18 protein-coding genes are annotated in these 18,163 nt (G+C 57.6%); 13 read left to right on the forward strand and 5 right to left on the reverse strand.

Annotated features, from left to right (window positions below; translation table 11 throughout):
- Positions 1-61: 61 nt before the first annotated feature.
- From cyoB to LT85_RS12235, 13 genes are all read left to right on the forward strand, one after another.
- The gene (gene cyoB / locus LT85_RS12175) at positions 62-2,065 is read left to right on the forward strand and encodes a cytochrome o ubiquinol oxidase subunit I (protein ID WP_038496009.1); all 2,004 of its coding nucleotides are present in this window, start codon (positions 62-64) and stop codon (positions 2,063-2,065) included.
- Complete coding sequence (gene cyoC, locus LT85_RS12180; protein WP_038489083.1) at positions 2,058-2,687, forward strand: cytochrome o ubiquinol oxidase subunit III; 630 nt, start codon at positions 2,058-2,060, stop codon at positions 2,685-2,687. Before cyoB ends, cyoC begins: the two co-directional genes overlap by 8 nt.
- Positions 2,684-3,208 (forward strand): cytochrome o ubiquinol oxidase subunit IV, encoded by a 525-nt coding sequence (cyoD, locus tag LT85_RS12185; protein WP_052135115.1) that lies wholly within the window; start codon positions 2,684-2,686, stop codon positions 3,206-3,208. The genes cyoC and cyoD overlap by 4 nt, the downstream gene beginning before the upstream one ends.
- Entirely contained in the window at positions 3,205-4,092 is an 888-nt protein-coding gene (locus LT85_RS12190; protein ID WP_038489085.1) for an SURF1 family protein, read from the forward strand. The genes cyoD and LT85_RS12190 overlap by 4 nt, the downstream gene beginning before the upstream one ends.
- Positions 4,076-5,425 (forward strand): ATP-binding protein, encoded by a 1,350-nt coding sequence (locus tag LT85_RS12195; protein WP_038496013.1) that lies wholly within the window; start codon positions 4,076-4,078, stop codon positions 5,423-5,425. The genes LT85_RS12190 and LT85_RS12195 overlap by 17 nt, the downstream gene beginning before the upstream one ends.
- On the forward strand, positions 5,415-5,951 hold the full coding sequence (locus tag LT85_RS12200; RefSeq protein WP_038489088.1) for a response regulator transcription factor: 537 nt from the start codon (positions 5,415-5,417) through the stop codon (positions 5,949-5,951). The genes LT85_RS12195 and LT85_RS12200 overlap by 11 nt, the downstream gene beginning before the upstream one ends.
- A gap of 44 nt (positions 5,952-5,995) precedes the next feature.
- The gene (locus LT85_RS12205; RefSeq protein WP_038489090.1) at positions 5,996-6,475 is read left to right on the forward strand and encodes an RDD family protein; all 480 of its coding nucleotides are present in this window, start codon (positions 5,996-5,998) and stop codon (positions 6,473-6,475) included.
- Positions 6,476-6,881: 406 nt separating this feature from the next.
- A complete protein-coding gene (locus LT85_RS12210) occupies positions 6,882-8,000 on the forward strand; it encodes an ABC transporter substrate-binding protein (protein WP_038489092.1) in 1,119 nt (372 codons plus the stop codon).
- Positions 8,001-8,174: 174 nt separating this feature from the next.
- A complete protein-coding gene (locus LT85_RS12215) occupies positions 8,175-9,095 on the forward strand; it encodes an ABC transporter ATP-binding protein (protein WP_038489094.1) in 921 nt (306 codons plus the stop codon).
- Positions 9,096-9,106: 11 nt separating this feature from the next.
- The gene (locus LT85_RS12220; RefSeq protein WP_038489096.1) at positions 9,107-9,868 is read left to right on the forward strand and encodes an ABC transporter permease; all 762 of its coding nucleotides are present in this window, start codon (positions 9,107-9,109) and stop codon (positions 9,866-9,868) included.
- 200 nt (positions 9,869-10,068) lie between these two features.
- Positions 10,069-12,159 carry a bifunctional 2',3'-cyclic-nucleotide 2'-phosphodiesterase/3'-nucleotidase gene (locus LT85_RS12225; protein ID WP_038489098.1) on the forward strand — a complete coding sequence of 697 codons (2,091 nt, stop codon included), beginning with the start codon at positions 10,069-10,071 and terminating at the stop codon, positions 12,157-12,159.
- Positions 12,160-12,282: 123 nt separating this feature from the next.
- Positions 12,283-12,945 carry a tetratricopeptide repeat protein gene (locus tag LT85_RS12230; RefSeq protein ID WP_052135116.1) on the forward strand — a complete coding sequence of 221 codons (663 nt, stop codon included), beginning with the start codon at positions 12,283-12,285 and terminating at the stop codon, positions 12,943-12,945.
- A 160-nt stretch (positions 12,946-13,105) separates the two neighbouring features.
- Complete coding sequence (locus tag LT85_RS12235; protein WP_367379804.1) at positions 13,106-13,564, forward strand: FAD-dependent oxidoreductase; 459 nt, start codon at positions 13,106-13,108, stop codon at positions 13,562-13,564.
- Here LT85_RS12235 and LT85_RS12240 read toward each other — a convergent pair.
- From LT85_RS12240 to osmF, 5 genes are read right to left on the reverse strand one after another with little or no spacing between them, the layout of a single operon-like run.
- Positions 13,504-14,298 (reverse strand): phosphate/phosphite/phosphonate ABC transporter substrate-binding protein, encoded by a 795-nt coding sequence (locus LT85_RS12240; protein ID WP_038489104.1) that lies wholly within the window; start codon positions 14,296-14,298, stop codon positions 13,504-13,506. The two genes, LT85_RS12235 and LT85_RS12240, sit on opposite strands and share 61 nt — an antisense overlap.
- Positions 14,295-15,080, reverse strand: a complete 786-nt coding sequence (locus LT85_RS12245) for an ABC transporter permease (RefSeq protein ID WP_038489105.1) — start codon at positions 15,078-15,080, stop codon at positions 14,295-14,297. The genes LT85_RS12240 and LT85_RS12245 overlap by 4 nt, the downstream gene beginning before the upstream one ends.
- On the reverse strand, positions 15,077-16,009 hold the full coding sequence (locus tag LT85_RS12250; protein WP_038489108.1) for an ABC transporter ATP-binding protein: 933 nt from the start codon (positions 16,007-16,009) through the stop codon (positions 15,077-15,079). Before LT85_RS12250 ends, LT85_RS12245 begins: the two co-directional genes overlap by 4 nt.
- Positions 16,002-17,216, reverse strand: coding sequence for an ABC transporter permease (locus tag LT85_RS12255; RefSeq protein ID WP_081992315.1), 1,215 nt, complete (start codon positions 17,214-17,216; stop codon positions 16,002-16,004). The genes LT85_RS12250 and LT85_RS12255 overlap by 8 nt, the downstream gene beginning before the upstream one ends.
- Entirely contained in the window at positions 17,213-18,142 is a 930-nt protein-coding gene (gene osmF / locus LT85_RS12260) for a glycine betaine ABC transporter substrate-binding protein OsmF (RefSeq protein WP_038496017.1), read from the reverse strand. The genes LT85_RS12255 and osmF overlap by 4 nt, the downstream gene beginning before the upstream one ends.
- Positions 18,143-18,163 lie beyond the last annotated feature (21 nt).

The raw sequence follows: 18,163 nt of genomic DNA on the forward strand, positions 1-18,163 counted from the left end.
GCAGTGGCGCAATGGTATCTGCGATATGCGCCACGTTTCCCTTTTTCACCGGAAAGTAATGATGCTAGACCATATCGATCTGACGAAGCTGATCTTCGGCCGTCTTACCTGGGAAGCGATTCCCTATCACGAACCGATTCTTATCGCGACCTTCATCATGGTCGCCCTCGGCGGCGCAGTGGTGCTTGGCGCACTGACCTATTTCAAGGTCTGGGGCATTTTGTGGCGCGACTGGTTTACCAGTATCGACCATAAAAAAATCGGCATCATGTACGTCGTCCTCGGCCTGGTCATGCTGTTGCGCGGCTTTGCTGACGCCCTGATGATGCGTGCCCAGCAGGCGTTTGCCTTCGGCGGCTCGGAAGGCTTCTTGCCTGCGCATCACTACGACCAGATCTTCACGGCGCATGGCGTCATCATGATCTTCTTCGTAGCGATGCCGCTGGTGACCGGTTTGATGAACTACGTGGTGCCGCTGCAGATCGGCGCGCGCGACGTGGCTTTCCCGTTCTTGAACAACTTCAGCTTCTGGATGACCACTTTCGGCGGCATGCTGGTGATGGCTTCGCTGTTCGTCGGTGAATTTGCGCGTACCGGCTGGCTGGCGTATCCGCCGCTGTCGGGCATATTGGCGAGTCCGGATGTGGGGGTGGATTACTATATCTGGGCCTTGCAGATTGCCGGGGTAGGGACGCTGCTCTCGGGGATCAACCTGATCGCCACCATCGTCAAGATGCGTGCGCCAGGCATGAACATGATGAAGATGCCGGTGTTCACCTGGACTGCACTGTGCACCAACGTCCTGATCGTCGCCGCTTTCCCGGTATTGACCGCCGTGCTCGGCATGCTGTCGCTGGACCGTATCTTCGACACCAACTTCTTCACCAACGACATGGGCGGCAACGCCATGATGTATGTCAACCTGATCTGGATCTGGGGTCATCCTGAAGTCTACATCCTGATCCTGCCGGCATTCGGTATCTTCTCTGAAGTGGTTTCAACCTTCAGCAGCAAGCGCCTGTTCGGTTATACCTCGATGGTTTACGCCACCGTGGTGATCACCATCCTGTCCTACCTGGTGTGGCTGCATCACTTCTTCACCATGGGCTCGGGAGCAAGCGTCAACTCGTTCTTCGGGATCACCACGATGATCATCTCGATCCCGACCGGCGCCAAGATTTTCAACTGGCTGTTCACCATGTACCGCGGCCGTATTCGTTTCGAGCTGCCAATGCTGTGGACCATCGGCTTCATGATCACCTTCGTTATCGGCGGCATGACAGGCGTGCTGCTGGCGGTACCGCCAGCCGACTTCGTGCTGCATAACAGTTTGTTCCTGATCGCCCACTTCCATAACGTGATTATCGGTGGCGTGTTGTTCGGTATGTTCGCCGGTATCAATTACTGGTTCCCGAAAGCTTTCGGCTACAAGCTGGACGATTTCTGGGGCAAGTGCTGCTTCTGGTTCTGGACCATCGGTTTCTACGTTGCCTTCATGCCGTTGTACGTGCTGGGCCTGATGGGCGTGACCCGCCGCATGGGCCACTTCGAAGATCCGTCGCTGCAGATCTGGTTCCAGATCGCTGCCTTTGGCGCCGTGCTGATTGCACTCGGTATCGCTTCGTTCGTGGTGCAGCTGGTGGTGAGTTATATCCGTCGCGAATCGCTGCGCGACACTACCGGTGACCCATGGGGTGCGCGTACGCTGGAATGGTCGACATCGTCGCCACCACCAGACTACAACTTCGCCTTCACGCCAGTGATACACGACAACGATGCGTGGACCGACATGAAAGCCAACGGCTACACCCGTCCGCTGAAAGATTTCGTGGCGATCCACATGCCGAAGAACACCGCAGCCGGCTTCATCATCGCCGCGCTCAGCGCAGCGATCGGCTTTGCCCTGATCTGGCACATGTGGCTGGTGGCAGTGGTTGGCTTCGTAGCGATGCTGGCCGCCATCATCACCCACACCTTCAACTACAACCGCGATTACCACATCTCTGAGGACGAAGTCGTCCGCACAGAAGGTGAACGCACACGATTGCTGGCTAGCCATGTCTGATATCACTATGAACACTAACAGCGCGGCCGACCCGAGCGCGCGCTACTACGTCCGCGAACACCATCCGGAAAACGGCACTTTGCTGGGTTTCTGGCTGTACCTGATGAGCGATTGCCTGATTTTCGCCTGTCTGTTTGCGACCTACGCCGTATTGGGCCGTAACTACGCAGGTGGCCCGACAGGCGCCGAGCTGTTCGACTTGCCGCTGGTGGCAATCAATACTTCGCTGCTGCTGCTGTCGTCGATCACTTATGGCTTTGCAATGCTGGAAATGCAACGCAAGCGTGTCCGCGCCACCCTGATCTGGCTGGCGGTTACCGGCATCCTCGGCGCCTGCTTTATCGGCTTCGAACTGTACGAATTCGCCCACCTGATCCATGAAGGCTACGGACCGCAACGCAGCGGCTTTTTGACGTCGTTCTTCGCCCTGGTATCAACCCACGGCTTGCACGTCAGTTTCGGCATCGTCTGGCTGGTCACATTGATGTTCCAGGTAAAGCGCCACGGCCTTACTCCTGAAAACGGCCGTCGCCTGATGTGCCTGTCAATGTTCTGGCACTTTCTGGACGTGGTCTGGATCGGCGTCTTCACCTTTGTCTATCTGATGGGAGTTTTGCCATGAGCGGCGGACATCAACAACACCCGGCGCGTGTCATCGGACACGGCCACGATGATCATGGCCACGACGGCCACATGCATGCCGACCACGGCAGCCTGAAAAGCTACACCACCGGTTTCATCCTGGCAGTCATCCTGACAGCGATTCCTTTCTGGCTGGTGATGGGCAAGGTCATCGACAAGTCCAGCACCCTCGGATTGGTGCTGCTGGCCTTCGCCGCCGTGCAGATCGTGGTGCACATGATCTATTTCCTCCACATGAACACCAAGTCCGAAGGCGGCTGGTCGATGCTGGCGCTGATCTTCACGATCATGCTGGTATTCATCATGTTGAGCGGTTCTTTGTGGGTCATGTATCACCTGAACCATAATATGATGCCGGGAATGATGACCGATTCGTCGATGCACGAAACGGTTCCTGAGTCGATGCAGAACATGCCGGGCATGTCACCTATGTCCAATATGCCTGCTCCGCACGAAATGCATGACATGTCCACCATGCCGAAAAACCACGACATGCCATGAACTCTGCGCCGCGAGGCCCGGTGATACAAGCAAACAAGAACGCGGCGCCGGAAACGGCGCCGCGTTCTTGCTCCAGCACAGCAAAGCTGGCGCTGCTGGTTTGCGCCGTGCTCATGTTTGCGGGTTTCTTTGCCCTTGGCACTTGGCAGCTCAAGCGCCTGCAATGGAAACTGGATCTGATTCAACGGGTTGATGCGCGCGTACATGCGCCAGCCGTAGCTGCTCCCGGTCCTGAACAGTGGCCGCAGGTCACAGCCGAATCCGATGAGTACCGGCATGTACGATTGAGCGGCAACTATCTCTACGCATTGACTACCCGGGTCCAGGCATCCACCGAGCTTGGCAGTGGTTTCTGGCTGCTGACGCCGCTGCGCACTGCCGATGGCAGCGTGGTGCTGGTCAACCGCGGCTTTGTTCCAAGCGCCGCACCTGAACAGCCCGCGCCTGGCGCCATACCTGTCTCCAGCACGGTGGTGGTGAATGGATTGCTGCGCATTAGCGAGCCGGGAGGTGGTTTTTTACGCCATAACGATCCCGCCGGAAACCGCTGGTATTCGCGCGACGTACAAGCGATTGCGGCTGCCCACGGCTTGTCGCAAGTTGCCCCTTATTTTGTCGATGCCGATGCAAAAAAAATGCCAGTCGACGATGATGCCGGAGACGGCTCGTCTGTGCGTCCGGTTGGCGGCCTGACGGTAATTGCCTTTCACAACAGCCACTTGGTTTATGCTCTCACTTGGTATGCTCTCGCTCTGATGGTCGTCGGAGGCTGCTACTGGGGCGTCCGCGAAGAACGAAAATTACCGCGCAGCGCTGCGGAAATCAGCAACGCCGCCAGCAATGACCAAAGTGACAGTGAAAGCGAAGATGGCAAGCAAAATTGATCTTCTTGCAAATACAGAAGAGTTAAAGCAACGGTGGACAGTGGCAACGGGCGTGGAAAACGCCGCCGGTCACAAGAACATGCTGCAGCTGATCCAGCTACGCTGGATTGCTGTGATCGGGCAGATCACCACGATCGCCGTCGTCATCGTCGGCTTCGGCATTCAGCTGCCATTGCCGCACATGCTCAAAGTGCTGGCTTGCCTGGTGGCGTTCAATATCGCCAGTCATTTGCGCTGGCACGAACGCCGCGTCGCCACCAATGGTGAATTGTTCCTGGCATTGTTGGTCGATGTCGGCATCCTGACTGCACAGCTTTACCTGAGCGGCGGCACCACCAATCCTTTCGCCTTCCTGTTTCTGCTGCAGGTGATTCTCAGTGCTGTGCTGCTGGAAACCTGGTCGACCTGGAGCATGGTCGCCATCACCAGCCTGTGCCTGGCTGGCCTGTCGCTGTTTTCCGAGCCGCTGGCGTTCCCGGCCGATCACGGCGACGGCTTATCCAGCCTGTACGTCGAAGGCCTGCTGATGTGCTTCGTGATGAATGCCGCTTTGCTGGTGTTTTTCGTCACCCGCATCAATCGCAACCTGCGCGCGGGCGATGCACAGCTGGCCGAATTGCGGCAGCGCGCAGCAGAGGAAGATCACATCGTCCGTATGGGCTTGCTGGCCTCAGGCGCCGCGCACGAACTTGGGACGCCACTGGCGACCTTGTCGGTGATCTTGGGCGATTGGCGCCGTATGCCCGAGTTCAGCCAGAATCCTGAACTGCTGGAAGAAATCGGCGACATGCAAACCCAGCTGCAACGCTGCAAGAGCATCGTCAGCGGGGTCTTGCTTTCGGCTGGCGAAGCGCGCGGCGAATCATCGGTAAAGACCACCATTAATACTTTTTTGAACGAGCTGGCGAAGGAATGGGGCGCGACCCGTCCGGTCGCCTCGTTTGCCTATGAAAACCGCATTGAACAAGATATTCCGGTGGCGTTCGACTCAGCGCTCAAGCAGATGATTTGCAATGTGCTGGATAATGCCCTGGAAGCATCGCCGCAATGGGTCAGCATGGAAGCCACGCGCGACGGCGACTCGCTGATCCTGACTGTCACCGATGCCGGTCCCGGTTTCATACCCTCCATGCTGCCCCAGATCGGCAAGCCGTACCAGTCGAGCAAAGGCCGCCCGGGCAGCGGCCTGGGACTGTTTTTTGTGGTCAATGTGGCCCGCAAACTGGGCGGAACCGTCACCGCCAGCAACCGTCCGGAGGGTGGGGCGCTGGTGCAGCTGACATTGCCGCTGGCGGCCATCAGCCTTGAGGAGGAACCAGAACATGCCGGCTGATCGTCTGCTGCTGATTATTGAAGACGACGCAACTTTCGCACGTACGCTCGGCCGTTCATTTGAACGGCGCGACTATACCGTACTGCTTGCCGCCAATCTGGATGAAGCAGCGCTGCTGTTGCAGCAGCATTCGCCCGGCTATGCCGTGGTCGATCTCAAGCTGAGTGACAATACTTCCGGCCTGGCTTGCGTGCAAATGCTGCACAAGCACGATCCGGCGATGCTGATCGTGGTGTTGACCGGTTTCGCCAGCATTACCACGGCGGTGGAAGCAATCAAGCTCGGCGCATGCCAATACCTGGCCAAGCCGTCCAATACCGACGATATCGAAGCCGCATTTGGCCACGTTGCAGGAATCGCAGAAGTTGAACTGACCACGCGTTCAACGTCAATCAAGACCCTGGAATGGGAACGGATCCACGAAGTACTGGTGGAGACCGGCTTCAATATATCCGAGACAGCGCGCCGACTTGGAATGCACCGACGTACACTAGCACGCAAGCTGGAAAAACAGCGCATCAAGTAGTTTTTTTTGTCATCAATCGTGCGGCTCACAATAGAGGTTTGCATATGGAGCAAGTGGGATCGGAGTTGGAATACGTCGGATTCTGGCCGCGCATGTTGGCCAGCCTGGTCGATTCTGTGTTGCAGTTGCTGGTGATCATCCCGGCAATGCTGGCAATTTACGGTAGTGCATACTGGCAAGACGATCGTATTTTCAAAGGCAACGGCGGCTTTTTATTTGAATGGGTGTTTCCAGCCATCGCCACCCTGGCATTCTGGCTGTTGACCCAAAGCTCGCCGGGAAAAATGATGATCGGCGCCAAAATCGTCAATGCAAAAACCGGAAGAGATCCAGCGCCAGTACAGCTGGCTGTACGCTATATCGGCTATTTTGTTTCCGCATTCGGGCTGTGCCTGGGATTCATATGGATTGCCTTTGACAAGAAAAAACAAGGTTGGCATGACAAGATGGCAGGCACCGTTGTCGTGCGCAGGAAGGACCATGGAAAAAAGGAAAGCGTCAGCTTTAGCAAGGGAACGACCTGAGAACGCTCCAAAAAACGCTTGTTTGACGGCTCCCTTTGCGGAGCCGTTTTTATATGCCCCCATTGCGACAGCGCGATTGATGCATACCACGATGGAATCGGTGAGGCGGAGGAGCGCGTCGCACAAGTGCACAATCGCATGCCAGTCGGTGCGGTCAGTCAGACGCCGTGCCGCATGTACAGGCTGGACTGCGGCTTCAAGCTGGAAACGGCCGGGCGTCTGCATACGGCTAGCACGCAACAACAACGCTTCCGCCTCGGCAATCAGTGCGGGTCCCAACAGCCGGGATCCTGTCACACAGGGGCGGATAACCCGTAACGACCAAAAATGGCGAAAAACGAAAGCTATCTGTAAGCTTTGTAAGAGTATTGTCGCTAAAAATAATGACAAGTAGGGGAGACCAGGCATGAAAGTGTTTATCAGCTTTCTGTTGTTTGCGGCTATCGGAATGGCTCGGGCGGGAGAGCCAGCCGCTCATGAACCGATCGTCATCGGCCAGTCGGTGGAACTGTCGGGCGAGGCGACCGGAAAAGAAAACATGGAAGGCGCACTGGCTTATTTCGGCTGGGTCAACGCCCAAGGCGGCGTCTACGGACGAAAAATCGAACTCAAGTCCTATGACGACAAACGCAAACCTGAAACGACCCGGCTCAATACTGAGAAACTGCTGAAGGAAGACAATGCACTGGCGTTGTTTGGTTACCGCAGCACGCCGACGGTAGAAGCTGTGTTGCCATTGCTGTTGTCGGAGAAAGTGCCGCTGATAGCTCCTTTCTCGGGTGGCCTGAGTTTGCATCAGCCATTCAATCCTTATCTGTTCAATTTGCGCGCCAGCTATCAGGCTGAAACCGCAAAAATGATCGAGCTGTTCGGTTCGCTCGGCATCAAGAAAGTGGCGATCCTGTACCAGGACGATAGCTTCGGCAGGGACGGACTGGCTGGATTCGAGCGCAATCTGGCCGCGCACAAACTGGGCGCGGTGGTGACCGCAAGCTACGATCGCAAGGATTTGAAGATTGACAAGGCGGTCAACGCCATCGCCGCAGCCAATCCGCAGGCGGTGCTGATGGCTTGCACGCCGTCTGCCTGCGCCGATTTTGTCAAGCAAATGCACAAGAAGGGCGCCCATCCGACATTCATGATGCTCTCCAATGTGAGTTCGGAAACCTTCTTCGAGTCGCTGGGCGACGACGGCCGCGGGGTCAGCGTTATGCAAGTGATGCCTTATCCCAAAGACTTTGCCGCCCCCGCGACAAGGGAATTCCAGAGCGTGTTGAAAGGAATGGCCAAGCCCCCGCCTAGTTCCTATTCGACATTCGAAGGTTTTGTGGCGGCAAAATTGCTGACTGAGGGATTGCGCAGGGCCGGGCCGAATCCGACCCGGCCGAAACTGATGGCGGCGTTAGAAACGATCCATGATTACGATCTGGGCGGCGTCAGGGTGTCATATAGCCCGACCAATCATGACGGCTCCAAATTCGTGGAAATGATCATGATTGGCAAGCAAGGTGCAATCCTGCATTGAGGTCTGCCGAAGATCAGCAAAGCAAGATTGCAAATAAAACAATTTTACGCCAGCGAACTCCGGCGGCGGATAATTGCCTGAAGAGTTCGCCAGCAGGCATTAGTCCACTCGCCAGCAGCAAATGCAAAGCCCCTTTAGAATGCATGACTATGCAGATTTTTAGAGGGACGCCGAGTGCAATCCATCATTTCAGTCAACAACCTAACCAAGACCTACGCATCGGGCCACAGCGCGCTGAAAGGCATCAACCTGGAAATCCGGCGCGGCGAGATCTTTGCGCTGCTAGGCCCGAATGGCGCCGGTAAAACCACCCTGATCAATATCATCTGCGGCATCGTCAACCCCAGCCAGGGCCATGTCCTGGCCGATGGCCACGACGTGGTGCGCGAATACCGAGCCGCGCGTTCGCGCATCGGCCTGGTGCCGCAGGAGCTTTCCACGGATGCCTTCGAAAGCGTCTGGGCTACGGTGAGCTTTAGCCGCGGCTTGTTCGGCAAGGCCGCAAATCCCGCACTGGTTGAAAAAATCCTGCGAGACCTGTCGCTGTGGGACAAGAAGGATGCAAAAATTCGCACTTTGTCCGGCGGTATGAAGCGCCGCGTCATGATCGCGAAGGCGCTCTCGCATGAACCGCAGATCCTGTTCCTGGACGAACCCACCGCTGGCGTTGACGTCGAATTGCGCCGTGATATGTGGGAGATGGTGCGTGGTTTGCGCGAAAACGGCGTCACCATCATTCTCACTACCCACTATATCGAAGAGGCCGAGGAAATGGCCGACCGCATCGGCGTCATCAGGAAGGGCGAGATCATCCTGGTCGAGGACAAAGCGGTGTTGATGGCGAAACTCGGCAAGAAGCAGCTGACGCTGCACTTGCAACGATCGCTGGCCAGTATTCCTGACAGTTTAGGCGGCAATCAGCTGGAGCTCTCCGCCGACGGCAACGAGCTGGTCTACACATTTGACGCCCAGAGCGAACAAACCGGGATTGCCGGCCTGTTGCGGCAACTTAGCGAGCACGGCATCGACTTCAAGGATCTGCAGTCCAGCCAAAGCTCGCTGGAAGAGATTTTCGTCAACCTGGTGAAAGCATAAGAAAGAAAAACATGAATCTTCACTCTATCCGCGCGATCTACATGTTCGAGATGGCGCGCACCGGGCGCACCCTAATGCAAAGCATCGCTTCGCCGGTGATTTCTACTGCGCTGTATTTCGTGGTGTTCGGCGCCGCCATCGGCGCCCACATGGTCAGCATCAACGGCGTCAGCTACGGCGCCTTCATCATTCCCGGCCTGATCATCATGTCGCTGATGACGCAAAGCACCGCGAATGCCTCGTTCGGTATCTACATGCCGAAATTCTCCGGCACCATTTACGAAGTGCTCTCTGCACCGATTTCCAGCGTTGAAATTGTCTGTGGCTATGTCGGCGCCGCCGCGACCAAATCGGTGATTCTCGGCCTGCTGATCCTGGCCACGGCGCGGGTCTTCATTTCTTTCGAGATTGCGCATCCGTTCTGGATGCTGGGGTTCCTGGTGCTGATCGCCGTCACCTTCAGCCTGTTCGGTTTCATTATCGGGGTCTGGGCCGACGGCTTCGAAAAGCTCCAGTTGATTCCATTGATGATCGTGACGCCATTGTCTTTCCTCGGCGGTAGTTTTTATTCGATCAACATGCTGCCGCCGTTCTGGCAAAAGGTCGCCTTGTTCAATCCGGTGGTCTACCTGATCAGCGGTTTCCGCTGGAGTTTCTATGACGTTGCCGACGTCAACGTCCTGGTCAGCGCCGGCATGACGCTGGCGTTCCTGGCGTTGTGCATGGGCGTCCTCTGGTGGATTTTCAAGACCGGCTATCGTCTCAAGGGGTAATGCAAGGCAGCCGCTCTTCCTGTTATTGATAAAGGGGGAGGGCGGTCTGCGGATTCATCATGGGGTCATATTTGGGATACATAATCCCAACAATGCGTTACTGGATTGTTACAAACATCCAGAAAGACGCCTGGTTTTACTGACCCCCATCGTGACGAACGCGCCATACCCGGCGCGTTCTTATTTCCGGAGACTGTTTAATGCATAAGAAATTTGGCAAGCCGGCACTGGTTGCCGCCACCTCAATCGCCTTGGCCGCCTGCGGCAGCAGTTCTGCACCCCTGACGGCGCAGATCCAGGAAGGCAGCGTACTGAAGATGGCGATTCTCGAGACCACCGATATCCATTCGAATGTGCTGGGATATAACTACTATGCACTGGCGCCGGATACCAGCCTCGGCCTCGATCGCACCTCGACCCTGATCCAGGGTGCGCGTGCAGAAAATCCGAACAACGTGCTGTTCGACGACGGCGATGTCATCCAGGGCACCTTGCTTGGCGATTACCAGGCGCAGGCAACGCCGGTCACCTGCAACGGCACGCTGGCCGTGCACAAAGTGATGAACGCGCTTAAATATGACGGCGGCGGCATCGGCAACCATGAATTCAACTATGGCTTGAACTTCCTCAGCCAGATCACCAACTCCGACCTGGGCGTCACCGGCATCGCCAAGCCGGCCGGCGCCTGCGGCGCGCCGGCATTCCCGCTGGTGCTCTCCAACGTCAACAGCGTCGCCAGCCAGAAACCGATTTTCAATCCCTATGCAGTGATTCCCAAGCAGTTTTCCGCCACCACGCCGGATGGCAAGACCATCGACGTCAGGCTCAACGTCGGCATTCTAGGCTTCGTGCCGCCGCAAATCATGGACTGGGACCAGAAAAACCTGGCCGGTAAAGTGTATGTCAACGGCGTGCAGGAAAGCGCCAACAAGTACGTGCCGCAATTGCGCAGCGCCGGTGCCGACGTCATCGTCGCCTTGTCGCACGGCGGTCTGGACGCTTCGCCATATAGTCCAAAGATGGAAAACGGCAGCCTGTACCTGTCTACCACCGGCATCGATGCATTGCTGGTAGGCCACTCGCATTTGATTTTCCCGCAAGCCAAGGAAGCCAAGGCGCCGGCGCTGGACGCTTCGCTGGCTGCGCTGCCGGCAAATATCGTCGACAGCAAAAATGGTTTCGTCAACAACGTACCGACCGTAATGGCGCAAAGCTGGGGCCGCCGTCTTGGCATCATCAAGCTGACTTTGCAATATACCGGCGGCAAATGGGTGATCCAGAAACCGCAAACAACGGTAGAGGCGCGTGGATTCAAATACACCGATGGCGTCACTAACGTCTCTGCAGATCCTGCCATTGCAGCCTTGGTGGATAGCGAACACAAGGCCACGATTGCCTACGCGCAGCAACCGCTGGGCACTACGACGGATTTCGAGATGTCCTCGTATTTCTCGCTGGCGGGCGATGTCGGAGCGATCCAGATCGTCAACCAGGCGCAAATCGATTACGTGAAAAATTTCATCGCGAACTCCACCGATGCTACGCTGTCCAGCTACAAGAACATCCCGGTGATCTCTTGCAGCGCGCCGTTCAAGGCCGGCCGCAACGGACCCTCGGATTTCACCGATGTAGCGCCGACCGCATCCAAGGCCAGTCCGTTCGCGCTGCAGGTACGCAATCCGGGCGATCTCTACCTGTACAGCAACAATAACCTCCAGGCCGTAAAGATCAAAGGCTCCGACCTGAAGAACTGGCTGGAAACCTCAGCTTCGCAATTCGGCAAAATCGATCCGAGCGTGACTGCAGAACAAGACCTGGTGCCGTCGTATTCAACGATCTACAACTATGACGTCTTTTACGCTGAAGGCAATGCGATGCAATACCAGATCGACGTCACCCAGCCGGTCGGTAGCCGCATCGTCAATTTGACTTACCAGGGCAAGCCGGTGGCCGCCACCGACGATTTTATCGTCGCTACCAATGATTACCGCGCCGGTGGCGGCGGTAACTTCCCGGGCATCGATGGCAGCAAAACCATCATCAAGTCACCCGACGCCAGCCAGGCAGTGGTCAGCAGTTATCTGCAAAAGCTGGGCAAAGTCACGCAGGCCAACAACGGCAGCGGCCAGAGCTGGAGTTTCGTCAAGGTCGCGACCAATGGTCCGGTGATACTACGTTCCACTCCCGGCAAGCTGGCAGTGGCGCAGGCGCTCGACCTCAGTCGCGTCACAGCTGAAGGCGCGCTTGATCCAAGCGGCTTTTCCAAATACGCAATTGACCTGAGCAAATAAACCGATGCGCCGGGCACCGTTCCGCGGTGCCTGGCCGGTTTGATAAAAATGAAGAGATATTTGAAATTCCCAGCGGTGCTAGCCCTCGTTTTGTCGCTTGCCGCATGTGGCCAGCAGCAAACAATGCCAGGCAGCGCGCAGCTGGAAAGCCTCGGCGTGCTGGCCAAACAAGGTCGGCAGACGCATGCGCTTGAAGAGCTCCAGACATGGGCCAGGCAAGGCTCCGCGGTAGCGCAGCGAGAACTGGCGCTAGCCTATGCAGACCAGGCCGCACATGCGAAGGACGCCGTGTTCTGGTTCACAAAAGCGGCGCAGGGCGGTGATAAGGAAGCGGCTTATGTGCTTGCCGGCGCCTACTATAACGGCAAGCTGGAGCTGGACAAAAATCCGGAGTTCGCCGTGCAATGGTACAAAAAGGCGGCAGCGCAAGATGACGAAAGGGCGCAGTTGATGTTGTCGCGCATGGCCAAGTATGGCGAGGGTATGCAAAAAGACTTGGCGCAATCGGTGTCCTGGCTGCAGCAAGCCAGCGCCAATGGCAATGCGCAGGCGATGTTCCTGCTCTCGAACGCGTATGAGGCTGGCGACGGCGTACAACGCGATCTGACGATGGCGCGCAGCTGGCTTGAAAAATCCGCGCAAGGCGATTTCCCTCCGGCCCTGCAGTCATTGGCGCTGGCGATGGATACAGGTGGATCGACGACGGAGAGCAATCCGGAGCGCTCCTACCACTTGCTCAAGGAGGCGACTGAAGAGCGGCGGATGCACTGGGATAAGGCCCAATGATAATCTTTGATCATGTCGGACATAATTTGGCAGTAGGGTGCATTCGGAATGCTTACTGTTCAATTCAAAACATCAAAAGTCGCTAACTATTTTCTCTTTAATTGTTTCCTCGTTCAGCATATCGTCGACCCTCCAGCGCGCATTGTGACTGCCCCTGATAATCGACCGCGTCGTAGCGGCCATCGGCCTGGCATCCCGGCTGGAGTTGGCGTGCAAGGCCGGATTGTTTGTCGGCCGCGGGATTGTCACCAACGCCTGGCTCTACACCAGCGCTTATGATGTCTATGCCTTGGGTGATTGTGAGGAAGTCAACGGCTTGGTGCCGCCGATAGATTTGACCAGCCAATGGGAAGCGGCGGAGAAGCTGCAGGAAGAGGGCGCGTTCAAGGGTATGCGGGCGGTGTACACCAATGGCAAGGAGGAAATATGCGGCTTTGCGCTGATGGGCAATTGCATCAAAGAGAAAGGCGCCATGCTGAAAACGCTGGAACCATGGTGGCTTGAAGTACTTTGGTTGACATTACCGGCTACCGTCGATGCGCAATGCCGGCAGCCGGTTTACCATTCGGCCAAGCCGTCTCTGGCAGTTTGTTCTGCCTTGGCGGCGCAGATACGATAATCCTCTTGATCGAGGGCGGAAAAGCCGCTGATACGCATCGCTTGGAGAGTTTGCGTCAGTTCCGGCATCCGGCTACAGGTCGCCAGCGCCTGGCGCAGTTGCGCCACAGCGGCGGCCGGCGTGGCCTGAGAGGTAATCAGAGGCAAGCCGGGCATCGGGCTGGTGAAGTCGATAGAGGCAAGCCGGTCGAAAGTAGCCGGTTCTTGCTGACGCAGCAGAAAGGCGCTGACGCAATCGATAGCTGCAATATCTGCTTCGCCGCTAGCGATCATTTGCGCTGAACGGCGATGCGCACCGCTAAACAGCACTCTTGAAAAAAATCGTCCATCGACCGCTAGCGGCGCAACCGCGCTACGCAGTGCGTGATATCCGGATTGCGAATGCCGCTCATTGCAGACGGCAACCGCGTCGCGAAACCCGGCCAGCGGCTTGTTGCAGTCTTCTTTGCGCACCAGCAGGCTGCTGCTGTAAGCGCTTTGCTGGCAGCCTGGTACATCGAAATGAAAAGCGCCGAGGACCTGCACCTTGCCGCGTAGCAAGGTGGAAACGGGAAAGCCGCAAGACTGGCTCAGCAGCAAATCGTTGCGCTGCCAGTGCTGCAGCAGATCGTCGGGCTGGTCGAGCGTCAGCGGCACATCATGTATGCCGGTGCGTTGTAACGTCTGCCTCAATGTGCTCCAGAAGATACGCAAGTGATCCTCTGGAAACGGATACATCGGCAGCGCGCAGATCATGCACTGCTCCTGCTTTGTACACGATTGTCCGACTGTGGAGACAACTTTTGCGCCAGCAATTCGAATAACTGGTCGGCGACAATGGCCTGCAACCCGACCAGCAGCGCGCCCTGGATCACATAAGCGGTATTGAAGCCGCTGAGGCCGACGATAATCGGCAAGCCCAGCGTTTTGGCGCCCACAGTGGAAGCAATCGCCGCTGTGCCGATATTGATCACCATCGAGGTCCGTACCCCGGCCAGTATCACCGGCGCCGCCAGCGGCAACTCCACTCGCCACAAAATCTGGGCGCGGCTCATGCCGATGCCGCGCGCCACTTCCAGGATCGGTTGGGGAATCGAGGACAGGCCCGTCATGGCGCCTTGCGCAATCGGCAAGATGCCATACATGACCAGCGCTATCAGTGCGGGAGTCTCGCCAAAACCGACCAATGGCACCGCCACTGCTAGCACCGCCACTGGCGGGAACGACTGGCTGATGGCCAGCACCGTTTCAAGCAGGGAACGGAACGCCTTTCCTGCAGGCCGGGTCACCAGCAATCCGGCGCCAATACCTGCCAGCACAGCGATGCCGCCTGATATCGACACAATGTACAGATGGGCCAGCACCAGTCCGAAAAAGGATTCTTGCATGTAAAGCGGCCGCTCCAGATCCGGGAAAACAGCGCGAAACAGCGGGGCAGCCAACGGCATGCCAAAGGTAAGGCCGGCCAGCAGCAGGCTGCTTATGGCGAGCCAGCGATGGCGCCCCAGGCTGCTACGTAGTTGGCTGGCCAGGCTCATGTCGGTGCGCCCAGCAAGTCGGAGAAATGCAGTACGCCTGCGGACTGGCCATGTTCATCCACGACCGGCAGGATGTCTACCTTGCGGGTAATGAAAGCGGACAGCGCTTCGCGCAAAGTGTCGTTGCTGCGAATCGGCTCGCCGGCGATGGTATCTCCAGCGCGAACGCGGTCTGCGACCTTGTCCAATCCAAGCAAGCGGATACCGACATCGCTCTGGCCGACAAAACCGCGCACAAAATCGCTGGCGGGGGCGAGCAGGAAATCACGTGGCGTTCCTTGTTGCGCAATCCGGCCCTGATCCATCAATACAATCCGTTCGCCCAATGCCAGCGCTTCGTCGATATCGTGGGTGACAAGCACAATGGTCTTGCCTGACATGGCGTGGATGCTGGCAAGTTCCTGCTGCAAACTGGCGCGGGTGACCGGATCCAGCGCGCCGAACGGCTCGTCCATCAACAACACTTCCGGATCCGCCGCCAATGCGCGCGCAACGCCGACTCTTTGCTGCTGGCCGCCGGAGAGCTGGTGTGGATAGCGCTGAAGAAACACCTCCGGCGGCAGATGGAGCAGCGACAGCAGTTCGCTCACACGTTCCCGGATCCGTGCTTTTGGCCATTTCAGCAAAGTCGGTACGGCGGCGATATTCTGTTCCACGGTCCAGTGCGGAAACAAGCCGACCGACTGGATCGCGTAGCCGATACGCCGCCGCAGCTGCTCCGGCGAATAGTCGGCAATGTCTTTTCCATGCAACTGGATGTTGCCGCTATCGGGTTCCAACAGACGGTTAAGCAATTTCAGAAAGGTGGATTTGCCGGAGCCTGAGCTACCGATCAACACTATCAGTTCACCGGCCTTGATCGTCAGCGACATTTCGCTGACTGCCGCACGGCCGTCGAAGGATTTGCAGATGTTGTCGATTTCAATCATCGATTTTCCTGACTAACAATGAAATTACCACCTTGAAGGCAGTATCGACGGCAATTGCCAACAAAACGACCGGAATCACGCCTAGCAGCACCAGATCCAGCGCGCTGCTGGCCATGCCTTGAAACATCAGCGTGCCGAAGCCGCCGGCGCCGATCAGCGCCGCCACTTCCACTAGTCCCACGGCCTGCACAGTGGTGACGCGGACGCCGTTCAGGAATACCGGCAGGGCCAGCGGCAGCTCGACCTTGAAAAAAAGTTGCGATGGCGACATGCCGATGCCGCGCGCAGCTTCGCGCACCGAAGCCGGCACCTGTTCCAGCCCGGCCAGGGCGCTACGGGTCATCGGCAGCAGCGAGTACAGCACCAGCGCCAGCAATGCCGGCGACATACCGATCCCGCTAATCCCGGAGCCTGGCAGCAAGACGCCGAGCAAGGTCAGCGGCCCGATCAACAGGCCGAACATCGCAATCGATGGGATGGTCTGTATCACATTCAAGACTGGAAACAATAACTTGTGCAGACGTCGGCTGCGGAACGACAAGACGCCGAGGGTTGTGCCGATCAGGATTGCAGGCAGCACCGAAAAGAACACCAGTTGCAAATGGCGCAACAGAGCCAGGTCGAAGGTGTCCAGATGGTTGTGATATTCCTTGAGCAGAGAAAGGCTGTCCGATTGGCCCGTCAGCAGCAAACCGGCGGCAGGCAACGCCGCCGTCATGACCACCGCGACCCGGGCCGGCACGGGAAGCGACAGGCCGCGCAATGCTTCGGTCAGTTGCAGCCAGGCAGTCAGGGCAAGGACCCAGAAAGCGCCGCCAAACGAAACCCGCGCCAGCGAATCGGCGCCGCCGCTACGCAGCTGGGCTTCCTGGCCGGCCACTGCCAGCAAGCCGGCGCTGAACAACGCCACTGAAATCACCAGCAATATCCGGCTTATGCGATTAGCGCGCAACCAGGGCGCGGCTAGCAAGGGCAGCGCCGGAATCGCCAGCAGCCAATTTGGCCCAGGGCGGCTGAACAGCTCGCCTAGATATATACCGTGGCCGCTGAGCAGGCGGTTAGGGGCAAACGTGAGCAGCGGCAGGGTCACGGCGGCGAGCACCGCCAACGCCGCGAGCAGCAGATGTACAGGGTTTTGCAGCTTGATGGACGATGGCGCCAGTTTGACAGACCGCGGCGGCAGGTTTGCAAGGCGCTCCGCCGTCATTTAATAAAGCCTTTGCTGCGCAGATAGTCACCAGCGATTTTGCGGGCGTCGCGGCCCTCGATGGCGATGCCAGCGTTGAGTTTTTGCAGGGTCACGCTATCGAGCGAGTTGAAGACCGGTTTCAGCAGCTCGGCGATCTTGGGCTGCCTCGTCAGCGCATCGCTACGTATTACCGGAGTCGGCGCATAGACCGGCTGCACCGCCTTGACGTCATCCAGCGTAACCAGATCCAGCGCCGCCACCGCGCCATCTGTGCCGTAGACCATCGCAGCGTTGACGCCGGAAGTCTGTTCCGCAGCGGCCTTGATGGTGGCGGCTGTATCGCCGCCAGCGAGAGTCAGCAACTGGTCCTGCTTCAGCTTGAAACCGTAAGCGCCTTCAAAGGCCGGCAAAGCATCCGGGCGCTCGATGAATTCTGCCGAAGCCGCCAGCTTGATCTTGCCGCCCTGGCTGATCCAGCGCCCCAGGTCCGCCATGGTTTTGAGCTTGTTCGCCTGCGCGATTTCCTTGCGGATCGCAATCAGCCAGGTATTGTTGGCTGGCGAAGGCGTCAGCCAGACCACGTGGTTTTTGTCGAAATCCAGCTTTTTTACCAGCTGATAGCCGTTGCCGGCATTCTTCCAGGCCGGGTTGTTACCATCGGAAAAGAAAAAAGCGCCGTTGCCGGTGTATTCCGGATAAATATCGATGTCGCCTGCCAGCAATGCGCCACGCACGACCTTGGTGGTGCCCAGTTGTTGTCGATTGACTGTCTTGATGCCGTTTGCTTCGAGCACCAGCTGGATCATGTTGCCCAGCAGCGCGCCTTCAGTGTCGATCTTGGAGCCTACCCGGATCGGATCGGCCGCCTGCGCGTTGCAGGCCAGCAAGGAAGTGAACAATGTAAATGTGAGAACGGCGGTCAGCTGGCGGATGAACTGGTTCATATTGCTTTCGTTGTTGTGACG

Source organism: Collimonas arenae (assembly GCF_000786695.1).
GTDB classification, from domain to species: Bacteria; Pseudomonadota; Gammaproteobacteria; order Burkholderiales; family Burkholderiaceae_D; genus Collimonas; species Collimonas arenae_A.